Origin of the sequence: Streptomyces sp. NPDC006207, from assembly GCF_040613835.1 — a bacterium.
Lineage (GTDB): Bacteria > Actinomycetota > Actinomycetes > Streptomycetales > Streptomycetaceae > Actinacidiphila.
Genome location: NZ_JBEXSX010000003.1, coordinates 35,907 through 52,289, shown reverse-complemented (window position 1 = coordinate 52,289; position 16,383 = coordinate 35,907). Strand labels below are relative to the sequence as shown.

Annotated in this window: 11 protein-coding genes; 6 read left to right on the top strand and 5 right to left on the bottom strand. The window is 72.0% G+C overall.

Annotation, left to right across the window (positions count from 1 at the left end; all coding sequences use genetic code 11):
• Positions 1–38 precede the first annotated feature (38 nt).
• Together ABZ312_RS02885 and ABZ312_RS02880 are read left to right on the top strand one after the other, a co-directional pair.
• Positions 39–650, top strand: a complete 612-nt coding sequence (locus tag ABZ312_RS02885; protein WP_500325289.1) for a DUF6114 domain-containing protein — start codon at positions 39–41, stop codon at positions 648–650.
• Positions 640–1,896, top strand: a complete 1,257-nt coding sequence (locus tag ABZ312_RS02880; protein WP_500325287.1) for a hydrogenase expression protein HypF — start codon at positions 640–642, stop codon at positions 1,894–1,896. Before ABZ312_RS02885 ends, ABZ312_RS02880 begins: the two co-directional genes overlap by 11 nt.
• 114 nt (positions 1,897–2,010) lie before the next feature.
• Here the strand turns inward: ABZ312_RS02880 and pyk are convergent, their stop codons facing one another.
• The 3 genes from pyk to pta form a co-directional block, all read right to left on the bottom strand.
• A complete protein-coding gene (pyk, locus tag ABZ312_RS02875; RefSeq protein ID WP_499514076.1) occupies positions 2,011–3,435 on the bottom strand; it encodes a pyruvate kinase in 1,425 nt (474 codons plus the stop codon).
• A gap of 109 nt (positions 3,436–3,544) precedes the next feature.
• Positions 3,545–4,696, bottom strand: coding sequence for an acetate kinase (locus ABZ312_RS02870; RefSeq protein ID WP_500436281.1), 1,152 nt, complete (start codon positions 4,694–4,696; stop codon positions 3,545–3,547).
• 23 nt (positions 4,697–4,719) lie between these two features.
• Entirely contained in the window at positions 4,720–6,798 is a 2,079-nt protein-coding gene (gene pta / locus ABZ312_RS02865; RefSeq protein ID WP_500325283.1) for a phosphate acetyltransferase, read from the bottom strand.
• Positions 6,799–6,956: 158 nt separating this feature from the next.
• Between pta and ABZ312_RS02860 the strand changes: the two genes are divergently transcribed.
• On the top strand, positions 6,957–7,982 hold the full coding sequence (locus ABZ312_RS02860; RefSeq protein ID WP_499514079.1) for an ATP-dependent 6-phosphofructokinase: 1,026 nt from the start codon (positions 6,957–6,959) through the stop codon (positions 7,980–7,982).
• 7 nt (positions 7,983–7,989) lie between these two features.
• Here the strand turns inward: ABZ312_RS02860 and ABZ312_RS02855 are convergent, their stop codons facing one another.
• Both ABZ312_RS02855 and ABZ312_RS02850 read right to left on the bottom strand, forming a co-directional pair.
• Positions 7,990–8,673 (bottom strand): response regulator, encoded by a 684-nt coding sequence (locus tag ABZ312_RS02855; RefSeq protein WP_500325281.1) that lies wholly within the window; start codon positions 8,671–8,673, stop codon positions 7,990–7,992.
• Positions 8,670–10,304 (bottom strand): sensor histidine kinase, encoded by a 1,635-nt coding sequence (locus tag ABZ312_RS02850; RefSeq protein WP_500436279.1) that lies wholly within the window; start codon positions 10,302–10,304, stop codon positions 8,670–8,672. Before ABZ312_RS02850 ends, ABZ312_RS02855 begins: the two co-directional genes overlap by 4 nt.
• A 143-nt stretch (positions 10,305–10,447) precedes the next feature.
• Between ABZ312_RS02850 and ABZ312_RS02845 the strand changes: the two genes are divergently transcribed.
• From ABZ312_RS02845 to ABZ312_RS02835, 3 genes are all read left to right on the top strand, one after another.
• A complete protein-coding gene (locus ABZ312_RS02845; RefSeq protein WP_500325563.1) occupies positions 10,448–11,821 on the top strand; it encodes a cation:dicarboxylate symporter family transporter in 1,374 nt (457 codons plus the stop codon).
• Between the two features lie 1,390 nt (positions 11,822–13,211).
• Positions 13,212–15,569 (top strand): FxsB family cyclophane-forming radical SAM/SPASM peptide maturase, encoded by a 2,358-nt coding sequence (locus ABZ312_RS02840; RefSeq protein WP_500436277.1) that lies wholly within the window; start codon positions 13,212–13,214, stop codon positions 15,567–15,569.
• Position 15,570: 1 nt separating this feature from the next.
• Positions 15,571–16,356: an AAC(3) family N-acetyltransferase gene (locus ABZ312_RS02835; protein WP_500436275.1), complete on the top strand. Its 786-nt coding sequence runs from the start codon at positions 15,571–15,573 to the stop codon at positions 16,354–16,356.
• Positions 16,357–16,383 lie beyond the last annotated feature (27 nt).

Genomic DNA, 16,383 nt, shown 5'->3' with positions numbered 1-16,383 from the left:
CTCTTTCTAGAAACGCCAGTCCCAGGGAGCTGTTTTCCATGAGCGCCGAGACACACGGACTGAGGGGCCGGTTCGGCTATTGGCGGTTCCGCTTCCGCGTATGGCGCGGGCAGCGGCCGTTCTGGGCGGGCCTGCTGACACTGCTGGCCGGACTGCCCATCGCGTACTTCCCGTACGCCCATCTCTCGCTCGGCGCGCTGAGCCTGACCATGGCCACCACGGCCGGGTCCGGTTCGCTGATCATCGGCGTGCTGTTGGTCGTACTCGGCCTGACCATGTGGTTCCAGTCGGCGGTGCGGGTCTTCTCGGGCGTCGCGTCGATCCTGCTGTCGCTGGTGTCGCTGGTGGTCTCCAACTTCGGCGGCTTCCTGATGGGCTTCCTGCTGGGCCTCATCGGCGGCGCCCTCGCCGTCTCGTGGGCCCCGGGCGCACCGCCCGCCGACGGCGGCGCGGACCCGGCGGAACTGCCCGGCAGCGGCAAGGGCGACGACGGCGACGCCGGTTACGTGCCGCCGCCCGGTTCCCCCTACGCGGCGGCCTACGGCGAGTACCCGGCCGACCCGGCCGCCGGCCAGGCAGGGACCGCCCCGCAGCACCCGGTGGACGGCGCCGAGACCGTAGACGCGAACGGGAGGCACAGTGCGGGGTGATGAGGTCCAGCCCGCTTCCGGGGTCGCCGCCGGCAGCGGCACCCGTGAGAGAACGGGGCCGCGGCACGCGGCGCCGAGGAAGTCGCTGCTGACCAAGCTGCAGATGCCCGCGGGCAAGGCGATAGCCCTGGCCGCGATGCCGACGGCGGTCCTGATGGGCATGGGACTGACGCCGAGGCTGGCCTCTGCCGACGAACTGCCGAAGAACCCGTTCTCGGGCACGAAGTGCGTCGAGCAGCCCGACGAGCCGGTGGAGTCCGCGACGCCGAGCGCCACCCCGTCGAGCGGCGGCACCAAGACCCCGACCGCGGATCCGTCCGGGAGCCCGTCGAGCGACCCCTCGGGTTCCGCCGGTTCCGGTGACGAGGGCGGCAAGGGCGACGAGAGCGGCGGCGGTTCGTCCGGTGGCACGGGGACGACGGCGCCCACCCCGTCGGCCTCGCCCTCGGCGGCCCAGCAGAACAACCCGCTGGACCCGCTGGGCGTCGGTGACGCCCTGGGCGACCTGCTGGGGCTCAACAAGAAGAGCGAGGGGTCCGCCACGGCGACCTCGACGCCCGCCCCGGGCGCGACCTCGGCCGCTCCCAAGCCGAGCGCCTCCACGGGCACGGTGAAGACGAAGGCCGAGGACACCTCCGACACGCTGAAGAAGACCGTGTCGGAGGCCGTCGAGAAGCTCTCGGAGACCACCGGGAAGGCGACGCAGACCCCGGACCCCTCGCAGAGCTCCCCGGCCGTGTCGGCGGACGGCAAGACCCCGTTCCCGTGCCCGACCCACGACGCGCAGGCCCTGGCGGACGCCGCCTACCAGGAGACGCAGTCGCTGCTGCCCGACGACCCGTGGGTCCTGCGCAGCAGCCTGCTGACCCTGACCGGGCTCGACTACAAGGGCATCGTCGAGGTCAAGACCTGGAGCGGGAAGGTCAAGAAGGTCCTGAAGTTCACCGCCACCGGCGTGGACATCAAGGACCTGCAGCAGGAGGTCGTGGGGCCGAACGGCACCGTCGGGCACGTGGACGCCCGCAAGGGCAGCACCTCGACGATCCGCAACGGCACGGTGACGATGTACACCGAGTCGCTCAAGGGCAACCTCTTCGGGCTCATCCCGATCGAGTTCACCCCGGACACCCCGCCCCCGATCAACGTGCCGGCCGCCTTCTTCACCAACGTCACGGTCAAGCAGGCCGGCCAGTTCGGCGGCACGCTGAAGGTCCCCGGCATGCACGTGTACAACACCGCGGACTGAGCGCGGCCGCACAGGACCCCTCCGGGAGCCGCACGAGGAAACGGCGGAGGGCGCCGTCCCCGCAAGGGGAGGTGCCCTCCGCCGTTCCCGTGTTCCGGGCGGCCCGGCGGCCGGTCAGACCGCGCGGTGGCCGAGGTGGTGGACCCGCACCAGGTTGGTGGTGCCGGGGACGCCGGGCGGGGAGCCGGCCGTGATGATCACGGTGTCGCCCTCGGCGTAGTCGCTGAGCTTCAGCATCTCCTGGTTGACGATCTCGACCATCTCGTCGGTGGTGTTCACGTGCGGGACGACGGTGGTCTGCACGCCCCAGGTGAGCGCCAGCATGTTGCGGGTCGACTCGTCGGTCGTGTACGCCACCACCGTCTGCGGCACGCGGTAGCGGGCCAGCCGGCGGGCGGTGTCGCCGGACTTGGTGAAGGCGACCAGGGTCTTGGCGTCCAGGTAGTCCGCGAGCTCGGCGGCGGCGCGGGCGACGGCGCCGCCCTGGGTGCGCGGCTTGCGGCCGTTGAGCGGCCACAGGCCCTGCTTGAGCAGTTCGACCTCGGCCGCCTCGATGATCCGCGACATCGTCTTCACGGTCTCGATCGGGTACTTGCCGACGCTGGACTCGGCGGACAGCATGACCGCGTCCGTACCGTCCAGGATCGCGTTGGCGACGTCGGAGGCCTCGGCGCGGGTCGGACGGGAGTTGGTGATCATCGACTCCATCATCTGGGTCGCGACGATCACGGGCTTGGCGTTGCGGCGGCAGAGCTCGATCAGCCGCTTCTGCACCATCGGGACCTTCTCCAGCGGGTACTCCACCGCCAGGTCGCCACGGGCCACCATGACGCCGTCGAAGGCCGCGACGACGTCCTCCATGTTGTCGACCGCCTGCGGCTTCTCGACCTTGGCGATGACCGGCACGCGGCGGCCGACCTCGTCCATGACGCGGTGGACGTCGCGGACGTCCTTGGCGTCGCGGACGAAGGAGAGCGCCACCATGTCGACGCCCATGTGCAGGGCGAAGCGCAGGTCCTCGATGTCCTTCTCGGACAGGGCGGGCACGTTGACCGCGGCGCCGGGCAGGTTGATGCCCTTGTGGTCGGAGATGACGCCGCCCTCGACGACCAGGCAGCGGACCCGCGGGCCGTCGACGTCGATCACGCGCAGCGCGACGTTGCCGTCGTTGATCAGGACGGGGTCGCCGGCGCGCACGTCGGCGGGCAGGCCCTTGTAGGTGGTGCCGCAGATGGTCCTGTCACCGGGCACGTCCTCGGTGGTGATGACGAACTCGTCACCGGCGACCAGCTCCACGGGACCGTCCGCGAAGGTCTCCAGGCGGATCTTGGGCCCCTGGAGGTCGGCCAGCACGCCGATGGCACGTCCGGTCTCCACGGAGACCTTGCGCACCCGCTGGTAGCGCTCCTCGTGCTCGGCGTGGCTGCCGTGGCTGAAGTTGAAGCGGGCCACGTTCATACCGGCCTCGGCCAGCGTCTTCAGCTGGTCGTAGGAGTCGACGGCGGGACCCAGGGTGCAGACGATTTTCGCTCGGCGCATGAGGACGATCCTATCGGGTTTGTTCCGCTCCGGAATTTTCCCGTGCGGGGGAGGCATGGACGGTGCGGACGGCGGCCATAGAGTAGAGCCTCCGGGTGGCCGCAACGAGTCACCGGCCGGTGACCAGCGCGTACGTCTGCTGTGCGATCTCCAGTTCCTCGTCGGTGGGGACGACCGCCACCGCGACCCGGCTGCCCGCGGCCGACACCACGCGGGCGGCATGGCCGCGCACCGCGTTGCGCACCACGTCGAGCTCGACGCCCAGGCCCTCCAGGCCGGCCATGGCGGCGGCCCGGACCGCCGCGGAGTTCTCGCCGACGCCCGCCGTGAAGGCGATCGCGTCGACCCGCCCCAGCACGGCGGTGTAGGCGCCCACGTACTTGCGCAGCCGGTGGACGTAGACGTCGAAGGCGAGCTGGGCTGCCGCGTCGCCTTCGGCCATCCGGCGGGCGATCTCCCGCATGTCGTTGTCGCCGCACAGGCCCAGCAGGCCGGAGCGCTTGTTGAGCAGGTCGTCGATCTCCGCCACCGCCATCCCGCCCACGCGGGCCAGGTGGAAGACCACGGCCGGGTCCAGGTCCCCCGAACGGGTGCCCATCACCAGGCCCTCCAGCGGGGTGAGCCCCATCGAGGTCTCCACGCACCGCCCACCGCGCACGGCCGAGGCGGAGGCCCCGTTGCCCAGGTGCAGGACGATGACGTTGACCTCGGCCGGGTCCCTGCCCAGCAGCCGCGCCGTCGCGCGGGAGACGTACGCGTGCGAGGTGCCGTGGAAGCCGTAGCGGCGCACCTGGTGGGCGTCGGCGGTCTCCCGGTCGATCGCGTAGCGGTAGGCGTGCTCGGGGACGGTGGAGTGGAAGGCGGTGTCGAAGACGGCCACCTGCGGCAGGTCCGGACGCAGGTCGCGGGCGACCCGGATGCCCGTGACGTTCGCCGGGTTGTGGAGCGGGGCCAGCGGCACCAGTTCCTCGACGGCGGCGAGCACCTCGTCGTCGATCAGCGTCGGCTCGGTGAAACGCGTGCCGCCGTGCACAACCCGGTGGCCCACCGCGGCCAGCTCGGGTGAGTCCAGGCCGAGGCCGCGGGCGGCGAGCTCCTCCGCGACCGTCTTCAGCGCCTCGGCGTGGTCCGCGACCTCGCCCGGCTCGCCGATCCGCTCGACGATCCCGGCCGCCGGCCGGCTGCCGTCGGCCATGTCCAGCAGCTGGTACTTCACCGACGAAGAGCCGGAGTTGAGGACGAGGACGCGGGTAGCGGTCACGGTGCCTTCCCTGTGGTGGCCGGTCACCGGTCGCCCTGCGCCTGGATGGCCGTGATGGCGACGGTGTTGACGATGTCCTGGACCAGCGCGCCGCGCGACAGGTCGTTGACGGGCTTGCGCAGGCCCTGCAGCACGGGGCCAACCGCCACCGCGCCCGCCGAACGCTGCACCGCCTTGTAGGTGTTGTTGCCGGTGTTGAGGTCCGGGAAGATCAGCACGGTGGCGTTGCCGGCAACCTGCGAGTCCGGCAGCTTGGTGGCCGCGACCTTGGCGTCGACCGCCGCGTCGTACTGGATGGGCCCCTCCACCAGCAGCTCCGGGCGCCGCTGCCGGACCAGTTCGGTGGCCCGGCGCACCTTGTCCACGTCGGCGCCCGAGCCGGAGGTGCCGGTGGAGTACGAGAGCATCGCCACCCGCGGCTCGACCCCGAACTGGGCGGCGGTCTCGGCGGACTGGATCGCGATGTCGGCCAGCTGCTCCGCGTCCGGGTCCGGGTTGACCGCGCAGTCGCCGTACACCAGCACCCGGTCGGCCAGGCACATGAAGAAGACGGAGCTGACGATGGCCGCGCCCGGGGCGGTCTTGATGACCTCGAAGGCCGGGCGGATCGTCGCCGCCGTGGAGTGGACGGCGCCGGAGACCATGCCGTCGGCGAGGCCCTGCTCCACCATCAGCGTCCCGAAGTAGGAGACGTCGGCCACGACGTCGTACGCCAGCTCGTAGCTGACGCCCCGGTGGGCGCGGAGCCTGGCGTAGAGCTCCGCGAAGTTCTCGCGCAGCGGCGAGGTCTGCGGGTCGGTCAGGGTGCAGCCGGGCACGTCGACGTTGACGCCGAGCTCTCCCGCCCGCTTGCGGATGGCGTCCTCGTCGCCGAGCAGGACGATGTCGCAGACGTCCCGGCGCAGCAGGACCTCGGCCGCGTGCAGGATGCGCTCCTCGGTGCCCTCGGGGAGGACCACCCGGCGGCGTCCGGTACGGGCCCGCTCGATCAGCTCGTGCTCGAACATCATCGGGGTGACGCGCTCGCCGCGGACCACCGACAGCCGCTCGGTCAGCTCGGGACCGTCCACGTGCTTCTCGAAGAGCCCGAGCGCCGTCTCCGCCTTGCGCGGGGTGGCCGCGCCCAGCCGTGCCTCCAGGGCGAAGAGCTCGGCGGCGGTCGGGAAGCTGCCGGTGGGCACCGACATGACCGGCGTGCCGGGGGCCAGCCGGGCCGCCAGGGCCATGATCTCCGGGCCGGGCACCTCGTCCAGGGTGAGCAGGATGCCGGCGATGGGCGGGGAACCGGCGGAGTGCGCGGCCAGCGAGCCGATGATCAGGTCCGCCCGGTCGCCCGGAGTGATCACCATGCAGCCGGGGGTCAGTGCGCGGATGAAGGTCGGCAGCATCGCGCCGCCGAAGACGAAGCCCATCACGTCCCGGGACAGTCCGCCGTGGTCACCGAGGAGCACCTCGGCGTCGAGCGCCTCGACGACCTGGGCGACCGTGGGGGCCGACAGCGCCGGCTCGTCGGGCAGCACGTACGCGGGCACCGGGAGCCGGCGGCGCAGCCGCGACGCGGCCTCCTCCAGCACCTCCGGGGGCACCCGGTTGGCGATCATGGCGACGATGTCGCAGCCCAGGCCGGTGTAGGACAGGTGCGCGTTGCGGACCTCGTCCACGACCGAGTCGGCGGTCTGCTCGCGGCCGCCGACCACCGGGATCACCGAGGCGCCGAACTCGTTCGCCAGCCGGGCGTTGATGCCGAGCTCGCCCGGGAGGTTGGTCTCGTGGAAGTCCGAGCCGAGGACGAGCACGGTGGGGAACTCGGTGGCCACCAGGTGGTAGCGGTCCACCAGGCGGGCGATGAGCGCGTCCCGGCCCTGCTCGGCCTGGAGCGCGGCCGCCTCCTCGTAGGTCAGGCCGTGGGCGGTCGCCGGGTCCTGGGTGAGCCGGTAGCGGCTGCGCAACAGCTCGAACATCCGGTCGGGCGTGTCGTGGACCAGCGGCCGGAACACCCCGACGCGGTCCACCTGCCGGGTCAGCAGCTCCATCACGCCCAGCTCGACGACCTGGCGGCCGTCCCCCCTGCCGATACCGGTTACGTACACGCTGCGCGTCACGCGCTCTCTCCGTTCCTGCCCGGCGTGATCCACCCAGTCGGGTGGCGGATATCTGTTGACATTACCGTTCGGTGTGCGTATGGCGCGCGGCGGGTGCGGTGCGGACCTACGATGCGAAAAGGCGACCGTACACGCGACCGGAGGGAGCGTGGAGCGCCATGCGCATCGGAGTCCTCACCGCCGGCGGCGACTGCCCCGGACTCAACGCCGTGATCCGCTCGGTGACCCACCGCGCGCTGACCTACCACGGTGACGAGGTCATCGGCTTCGAGGACGGCTTCAAGGGCCTGCTGGAGGGCCGCTACCGTCCGCTCGACCTCAACTCCGTCAGCGGCATCCTTGCCCGGGGCGGCACCATCCTCGGTTCTTCCCGCCTGGAACGCGCCCGCCTCCACGAGGCCGCCGACAACTGGCGCACCGTGTGCTCCGGCTACGGCCTGGACGTCCTCATCCCCATCGGCGGCGAGGGTACGCTCACCGCGGCCCGGCTGCTCGCCGAGGCCGGCATGCCGGTGGTCGGCGTCCCCAAGACCATCGACAACGACATCTCCGCCACCGACCGCACCTTCGGCTTCGACACCGCCGTCACCGTGGCCACCGAGGCCATCGACCGGCTCAAGACCACCGCCGAGTCCCACCAGCGCGTCATGGTCGTCGAGGTCATGGGCCGGCACGCCGGCTGGATCGCCCTGGAGTCCGGCATGGCCGGCGGCGCGCACGGCATCTGCCTCCCGGAACGGCCCTTCGACCCCGCCGACCTCGTCGCCATGGTCGAGGAGCGCTTCGCCCGCGGCAAGAAGTTCGCCGTCGTCTGCGTCGCCGAAGGCGCCCACCCCGCCGAGGGCACCATGCCGTACGCCCACGGCGAGATCGACGCCTACGGCCACGAGCGCTTCGCCGGCATCGGCGCCCGGCTCGCCGCCGAGCTCGAGCAGCGCATGGGCAAGGAGGCCCGCCCCGTCATCCTCGGCCACGTCCAGCGCGGCGGCGTCCCCACCGCCTACGACCGCGTCCTGGCCACCCGCTTCGGCTGGCACGCCGTGGAGGCCGCGCACAAGGGGGCCTTCGGCTGCATGACGGCGCTGCGCGGCACCGCGGTGGAACTGGTGCCGCTCGCCGACGCGGTGATGGTGCTCAAGCGGGTGCCCGAGGACCGCATGCAGGAGGCGGAGTCGGTCTTCTGACGCTCTGTCACAAGCGGCGCTGCGGTGCCCAGCGGTAGGTGAGTTCCGGCCTGCCGACCTGGCCGTACTGCGGGGCGCGGACCGCGCGGCCGGTCTCCACCAGGTGCTCCAGGTAGCGGCGGGCCGTGATCCGGGAGACGCCCACGGCCTGGGCCGCCGCGTTCGCCGACAGGCCCTCCGCCGCCTCGCGCAGCGCCACGGTCACCGCCTCCAGGGTGGGGCCGCTGAGGCCCTTGGGGAGAACCGAGCCCTCCGGGCTGCGCAGCGCCGCCAGGGCGCGGTCCACCTCGTCCTGGCCGGAGGCCTCGCCGCCGGCCAGCTCGTCGCGGTAGCGCGCCCAGCGCTCCAGCCGGTCGCGCAGGGTGGGGAAGGTGAAGGGCTTCAGCAGGTACTGCACCACCCCGACCGAGACGGCCTGCCGCACCACGCCCAGGTCGCGGGCCGAGGTCACCGCCACCACGTCGGCGGTGTGCCCGGCCGCCCGCAGCGTGCGCACCACCTGGAGCCCGTGCCCGTCGGGCAGGTTGAGGTCCAGCAGGATCAGGTCCACCTGGTGCCGTTCGAGCGCGCGCAGCGCCGCGCTCCCGGAGTGGGCCACCGCGGCCACCGTGAACCCCGGCAGCCGCTCGACGTACAGCCGGTGGGCGTCGGCCGCCACCGGGTCGTCCTCGACGACCAGCACCTTGATCATGTCCGCACCTCCCCGCGCAGCGGCAACCGTACGGTGAAGGTGGCGCCGCCGCCCACCGCCCGCTCCAGGTCCACGGTGCCGCCCGCCCGCCGGGCGGTCTGCTCGACGAGCGCGAGCCCGAGGCCGTGCCCGTGGCTCTTGGTCGTCCAGCCGCGCCGGAAGACCTCGCGCACCACGGCCGGGTCCACCCCGCGCCCGCTGTCGGTGACCCGCAGCAGCAGCTCGCCGTCGTCGGTGCGTGCGGTGACCTCGACGTGCGGGCGCGCCGTCGTCTGCGCGGCGCCCTCGATGGCGGCGTCCAGGGCGTTGTCGATCAGGTTGCCCAGGAGGGTGACGAGGTCCCGGGAGGTCAGCGAGGCGGGCAGCACCCCGTCGTCGATGCGGCTGTCCTCGGTGACCGTCAGTTCCACACCGCGCTCGTTCGCCTCGGCCGCCTTGCCCAGCAGCAGCGCGGCCAGCACCGGTTCCGCCACCGCCGCGACCACGCGGTCGGTCAGCGCCTGGGCCAGCTGCAGTTCGGCGGTGGCGAACTCCACCGCGTCCTGGGTGCGGCCCAGTTCGATGAGGGAGACGACCGCGTGCAGCCGATTGGAGGCCTCGTGCGCCTGGGAGCGCAGCGCCTCGGCGAAACCGCGTACGGAGTCCAGTTCACCGGTGAGCGACTGCAGGTCGGTGTGGTCCCGCAGGGTCACCACGGTGCCCCGGCGCTCCCCGCCGCGCACCGGAGAGGTGTTGACCACCACCACCCGCTCCGCGGTCAGGTGCACCTCGTCCACCCGCGGCTCGGCCGCCAGCAGCGCGCCGGTCAGGGAGGCGGGCAGCCCTAGGTCGGCGACGTAGGAGCCCACCACGTCCCCCGGCAGGCCCAGCAGTTCGCGGGCGGCGTCGTTGCACAGGGCGACCCTGCGGTCGGCGTCCATGAGGATCAGGCCCTCGCGCACCGCGTGCAGCGTCGCCTGGTGGTAGTCGTACATGCGGCTCAGCTCGTCCGCGGCCATGCCGTGCGTGTGGCGGCGCAGCCGGGCGTTGGCGAAGTAGGTGCCGAGGCCGCCGACCGCCAGGGCCGCCGCGGCGATCCCGATCAGCACCGCCAGCTGGTCGCGCACCTGGTCGGTGATGGCCTCGACCGTGATGCCGACGCTGACCAGGCCGACGATCCGGCCGTCGTCCCGGACGGGGGTGACGACGCGCACCGACGCGCCCAGCGTGCCGGTGTACGTCTCCGTGAAGGTGCCGCCCTGCTGGGCGCGCTCTATGTGCCCCAGGAAGGGGCGGCCTATCTGGTCGGTGTCGGGGTGCGTCCAGCGGATGCCGTCCGGGCTCATGATGGTGATGAAGGACACGCCGGTGTCCAGGCGGACCTGCTCCGCGTAGGGCTGGAGCGCGGCGGTGGGGTCCTCGCCGCGGATCGCGGCCGCGACCGAGGGGGCGTCGGCCACCGCCCGTGCGGCCGCCGTGACCCGGTCCCGCGCGGCGTCCTCCGCGCGGCCGGCGGCGTTGACGTAGACGAGCACCGCGATGCCCGCGACCACCATGGCCACGATGACCACCTGCATCGCGAACAACTGGCCCGCCAGGCTGCGCGCACGGCGGCGCGGCCGGGGGCGGTGGAGGCGGGTCGGGAGCGGCATGCCCACCAGTGTGCACAGGTCCCGCGAACACAATGAACGCAAACGTGACCTGGCTCACTGCCCGGGCGCATAGTCGCCGGGACCTATCCAATCGCGGGCGTCCCGGGACGACGTCCGGGTGGACCGAGGAGACGAAGGTGTCAGTGCCGGTACAGAGCCGTACCCAGGGTCGCAGGGACCGTACCCATTTCCTGTACATCGCGGTGGTCGTCGCCGCGATCGCCGGCGCCGTGCTCGGGATGGTCGCGCCCGACGCGGCCGTCGAGCTGAAGCCCATAGGCACCGGATTCGTGAACCTGATCAAGATGATGATCTCGCCGATCATCTTCTGCACGATCGTGCTCGGTGTGGGCTCGGTCCGCCAGGCCGCCAAGGTCGGCAGGGTCGGCGGCCTCGCCCTCGGCTACTTCGTGGTGATGTCCTTCGTCGCCCTGGCCATCGGCCTGGTGGTCGGCAACATCCTCCAGCCCGGCGACGGGCTGCACCTGACCGACGCGCTCAAGGACGCGGGCCAGGCGCAGGCCAAGGACGCCCCGGCCGAGACCCTGCCGGACTTCCTGCTGAGCATCATCCCGGTCACCCTGGTCTCCGCCTTCACCGAGGGCCAGGTGCTGCAGACCCTCCTGGTCGCGCTGCTGGTCGGCTTCGGCCTGCAGGCGCTGGGGACGGCGGGCGAGCCCATCCTGCGCGGCGTCGGCCACATCCAGAAGCTGGTGTTCCGCGTCCTGTCCATGATCATGTGGGCGGCTCCGATCGGCGCCTTCGGCGCGATCGCGGCGGTCGTCGGCTCGGCGGGCGTGGACGCCCTCAAGGCGCTCGCCACGATCATGCTCGGCTTCTACGTCACCTGCCTGATCTTCGTCGTGGTCGTGCTCGGCCTGATGCTCCGCTTCTTCGCCGGGGTCAACCTCTTCCAGCTGCTGAAGTACCTCGGCCGGGAGTTCCTGCTGATCGTCTCCACCTCGTCCTCGGAGTCGGCGCTGCCCCGCCTGATCGCCAAGATGGAGCACCTGGGCGTCAGCCGCCCCGTCGTCGGCATCACCGTGCCGACCGGCTACTCCTTCAACCTCGACGGCACCATGATCTACCTGACCATGGCCTCGCTGTTCATCGCCGACTCGATGGGCCAGCCGCTCGCCATCGGCCAGCAGATCACCCTGCTGCTCTTCATGATGGTCGCCTCCAAGGGCGCCGCCGGCGTCACCGGCGCGGGTCTGGCGACCCTCGCCGGAGCGCTCCAGTCGCACAAGCCGGCCCTGGTCGACGGCGTCGGCCTCATCGTCGGCATCGACCGCTTCATGAGCGAGGCGCGCGCCGTCACCAACTTCGCGGGCAACGCCGTCGCCACGGTGCTGATCGGCACGTGGACCAAGGAGTTCGACCGTGAGCAGGCCCAGCGCGTGTTCGCGGGTGAACTGCCCTTCGACGAGACCACGCTCGTCGACGACGGCCACGGCACGGCCCCCGAGCCCGCCGCCCCCGTGGACACCGGCAAGGAGCCGGTGACGACGGCCTGACCGGCTGTCACCCCTGAACGGTCCCGCCGGGCGGATCCCCCCTCCGCCCGGCGGGACCCGTTTTCGTGCAACGTTCACCCGGTCGTCCCATGGTGCGGCGCGATTTCCTGCCTGGGTGGGCGGGGTGCTTGGGAGCGGTGAAGAGGCGGGCACGAAGGGCTCGTGCGCTGGGCGTGCGCCCGGCGCCGCGATACGCCGGGTGGCGTGACGAGGGGCGGTATCGAGCGGCGCTCGTTCCGCTTCAGAAACTTGGTCCCGAATCGGGAAACCTGTCAACTCCGCTCTCGGATAAAGGAGATAATTGCACGGCCCGGCCATGGTGGGGAGTGCGCGTGCTTGCTGGACTTGACGAAAACGTGCACTTGTCACGGCTCGCTCGTTATGTATGTGCGTCGCCTTTCTGTGTCCGGGATGAGATATTTGCTGCATTCCGGACAATTGGTGTGCGTGCCAAGGCACTCTGAGTGAACGAGGTCCCCGCTATGACTGCCACCCCTGTCTCGAGGGCTGACAATGGCGTGCTGGTCGGGCGTTCGCAGACGCGGCAGAGGGTGCCGCTCGCGGAACTCGCCTCACGCGGCAGCTCGATCGCCTCGCCGGCCCTCAGTCGTGTGATGCCCGCCGCTGCCTCCATCGAGAACACCCCGGTCGCGAGTTTCCAATCATTCTCGAGCAAGTAGGTCGAACGCCTGAGGGTGGGCGTCAAGTCCATGCAATGCCGCGCTCGCCGCGGCTAGCCTCGTAGACCGTTCTGAAGCCGCACGGCCGGTGTGATCCGGCGTGGGATCACCGCATGCCGACGTCAGCCGGAAGCGGCGGGTCCGGGGGCACCCTGGACAAGGCGTCCACGATGGCGACGCGTTGCGCCGTCCGGCTGACGTCCATGCGCCGTTCCACGGGGAGGGCCCCTGCTCGTTGATCTGGCGCGTGAGCGTCGTCCCGGCGCGGCACGGCGTTGAGCAGGTTTGACGTGTGTCACGTCGGCAGGCGTGGCGCGGGGATAGGCGCTACGCGGCGCGCGTGGGGCGGTGAGGATCGTGCCGGTTCAGGCGCGCCGGTCGCGACGGCTCTCCCGTCGGAGGCCTGCTTCGCCCCCAAGTTCGGCTTCTGGTGTGATGCTTCTACGAAAGAAGATCCAAACTAGCCGCGCATCACCGCACTTGATGAGCGAGGATCCGTTATGACTTGCACCTTCCATGTCAGGCGTTCGCTGACCCGGCAGAGGATCCCGTTGGCGGAACTGGCCTGCCGCGGCAGCTGGATTGCCTCGCCCGCCCTCGGCCGCGTGATGCCCGCCGCGGCCTCCGCCGGGAGCGTCCCGGTTGCGGCCTTCCAGTCCTTTAGCAGCAAGTAAGTTGGTCAACTCGGGGAGTTCGGAGGTGCCGCAGTCATGGAGACGCCAGTGCCGAGCAGGCCGTTGTCGCAGTTCGTCCTCAAACTGTACAGCCGGTGTGATCTGGCGTGCGATCACTGCTACGTGTACGAGCACGCCGACACCAGCTGGCGGACGCGGGTCCGCGCCACGCCGGACGAGGTGTTCGCACGTGTGGCGGCACGGATTGCCGAGCATGCCGCGGCGCACAGGCTCCCCGCCGTCCAGGTGGTGTTCCACGGGGGAGAACCCCTGCTGGCAGGCCCGGCCCGCATCCGGCGGGCGGCCGAGGCGCTGCGCCGGGCGCTCGACGGCGTGTGCGCCCTGGAGCTCGGCATCCAGACCAACGCCGTCCTCCTGGACGAGCGGTTCTGCGACGTCTTCGACGAGTTCGGCATCTCGGTCGGCGTCTCCCTGGACGGCGGCCGGGCCGAGAACGACCGCCACCGGCGGTTCGCCGACGGGCGGGGCAGCTACGACCGGGTCGTGGCGTCGCTCGGGCTGCTCCGCGAGCCGCGCTACCGTCATCTGTACGGCGGTCTGCTCTGCACCATCGACGTGGAGAACGACCCGCTGGCGGTCTACGAGGCCCTGATGGCGCTCGAACCGCCCCGCATCGACTTCCTGCTGCCCCATGCCACCCATGACGCGCCGCCCGCGCGCCCCGGCGGCGCCCGGGCGCCCTACGCGCAGTGGCTGCTGACCGTCCACCGCCGCTGGGTGGCCGAGGGGCGCCCGGTGCCCGTGCGGGTCTTCGACTCCGTGCGCCGGATGCTGCGCGGCGGGAGCAGCCTGGTCGAGTCGATCGGCACCGACCCGGTCGACCTGGTCGTCATCGAGACCGACGGGACCTTCGAACAGGCCGACTCGCTCAAGACCGCCTACGACGGCGCCCCGGCCACCGGGATGGACGTGTTCGCCCACTCCCTGGACGAGGTCGCCGCCCACCCCGGCATCGCGGCCCGGCGGCAGGGCAAGGAGGGGCTGTGCGACGAGTGCCGCCGCTGCCCGGTCGTCGACGTCTGCGGCGGGGGACTGTACGCGCACCGCTACCGCACCGGGACCGGATTCGAGAATCCGTCCGCGTACTGCGGTGACCTGATGGAGTTGATCCTCGGCATCCGTGACGCCGAGGAGACGGAACGGGAGGATCCGGTGAGCACCGCCTCGGGGCGGCAGCCCCAGTCCTCGCTGACCGAGGACCAGATCGACCAGCTGGCCGCCGGCTACGGCGACGCCGCGACGGTCGCCGCGCTCGCCGCCGAGCAACTGGAGATCACCCGCGGACTGGTCACCGCCGTCTGGGAGCGCGCTCCCCGGGACGGCAGGACCGCCGCGGTCTGGCGGGTGCTCGCCGAGGCCGACGAGGCCGCGCCGGAGGCCCTGGACGAGGTGTTCGCCCATCCCTACGTCCGGCCGTGGGCCCGGCACTGCCTGGAGACGGGCGGCGCCGGCGGGGCGGACGTGGCGGGGCTCGCCGAATTCGCCGCCGCCGCCGTGGTGCGGGCCGCGGGCCGGTACGGGGCGAGCGTGCGGGTGCCCGTCCGCGACGGCGCGGTACGCCTGCCGGGGCTCGGCCGCGTCCTGGTCGGCGCCCCCGACGGCGCGGACGCCGACGTCGCCGCGACCGCCGACGGCTTCGGCGTGAGCGCCGCCGGCCGCACGGTGAGGATCGGCGCGCACGACCCGGGCGACGCGCGGTGGCACCCCGTACGGCGGGTCGGCCCGGCCGGATGGAGCGTCGCGCTGGAGGACACCGACCCCTACCGCGACGCCCACCAGTGGCCCCTGGTGCCCCGGCAGGACGAGGCCGAGGTCAAGGCCTGGCACGAGGACCTGGTCGCCGCCTGGGACTTCCTCGGCCGTGAGCTGCCCCGCTACGTGCCGGGACTGGCCGCCGGGCTCGGCACCATCACCCCGTTGGTCCTGCCGGGCGACGGCAGCGACATCAGCGGGGCTGCCCGGCAGGCGTTCGGCGCGGTCGGCATCGCACGGCCCGCCTCGCCGGACACTCTGGCCCTGATGGTCGCCCACGAGTTCCAGCACGTGAAACTCGGCGCCGTACTGGACCTGATGGACCTGTACGACCCGGAGGACACCCGCCTCTTCCACGCCCCGTGGCGCCCGGACCCGCGTCCGCTGGAGGGGCTGCTGCAGGGGACGTACGCGCACGTGGCCGTCGCCGAGTACTGGCGCGCGTTGGCCCGCCGGGGCGTCCTGGAAGCGGCCGGGCCCTTCGCCCGCTGGACCCGCGAGACGGCTGAGGCAGTCGACCGGCTGGCCGGCAGCGGATCGCTGACCCCGCTCGGCAGGCGGTTCGCGGACGGGATGGCCCGCACCGTCGCCCCCTGGCTCTCCGAACTGAAAGGGCTCTGAGGTGCACACCCTGGAAAGCCTGACCCGGGATCTGCGCGCGCTGGGCGTGGAGCCGGGGGACGTGCTGCTCGTCCAGGGCTCGCTGAAGGCGATCGGGCCGGTCGAGGGCGGCGGACGCACCGTGGTCGAGGCGCTGCGGGCGGCGCTGGGCGAGCACGGCACCCTGGTCGCGTTCGCGGCGACCCCGGAGAACTCGGTCACCTCCCGGGTTGACCGGCAGCACACGGAGGGCATGGACGAGGCGGAACTGGCCGCGTACCGCGAGGCGATGCCCGCCTTCGACCCGCTGACCACCCCCGTCTCGCCAAGCGTGGGGCGGCTCGCCGAGGAGGTACGGCTGCTCCCGGGAGCCCTGCGCAGTTCACACCCGCACACCTCCTTTACCGCCTTCGGCCCGGCCGCGCGCTTCGTCACCGAGGACCACGAGCTGGAGAGCCACCTGGGCGAGGACTCGCCCACCGCTCGGCTGTACGACCTGCGGGCCCGTGCCCTGCTGATCGGCGTGGACCTGTGGGTCTGCACCGCCTACCACCTCGCCGACTACCGGGTGGTGCCGCCGCCGGACCGCCCTTACCAGGCCTTGGTGCGTACGGCGCACGGCGACAAGGAGTGGGTGCACTTCCAGGCGCCCGACATCGACGACCGCCACTTCCCGCGGCTGGTCCCGGTGGTGGCGCGCGAGTGCGCGGTGTTGGACGGTCCCCTCGGCGACGCGTCCTGCCATCTGGTGCCGATCGCCGACGCCGTGGACGTCATAACCAAGTGGCGGGTGAACAACCGCTGTTGATATAAGCGGGGCAAAAGTGATGTTCAT

What these genes read in the sequence shown, in the direction of transcription:
- ABZ312_RS02855 (WP_500325281.1), bottom strand. Translation starts at nt 8,673, where the DNA reads ATGATCAAGGTGCTGGTCGTCGAGGACGACCCGGTGGCGGCCGACGCC.
- ABZ312_RS02860 (WP_499514079.1), top strand. Translation starts at nt 6,957, where the DNA reads ATGCGCATCGGAGTCCTCACCGCCGGCGGCGACTGCCCCGGACTCAAC.
- ABZ312_RS02840 (WP_500436277.1), top strand. Translation starts at nt 13,212, where the DNA reads ATGGAGACGCCAGTGCCGAGCAGGCCGTTGTCGCAGTTCGTCCTCAAA.
- ABZ312_RS02850 (WP_500436279.1), bottom strand. Translation starts at nt 10,304, where the DNA reads ATGCCGCTCCCGACCCGCCTCCACCGCCCCCGGCCGCGCCGCCGTGCG.
- pyk (WP_499514076.1), bottom strand. Translation starts at nt 3,435, where the DNA reads ATGCGCCGAGCGAAAATCGTCTGCACCCTGGGTCCCGCCGTCGACTCC.
- ABZ312_RS02885 (WP_500325289.1), top strand. Translation starts at nt 39, where the DNA reads ATGAGCGCCGAGACACACGGACTGAGGGGCCGGTTCGGCTATTGGCGG.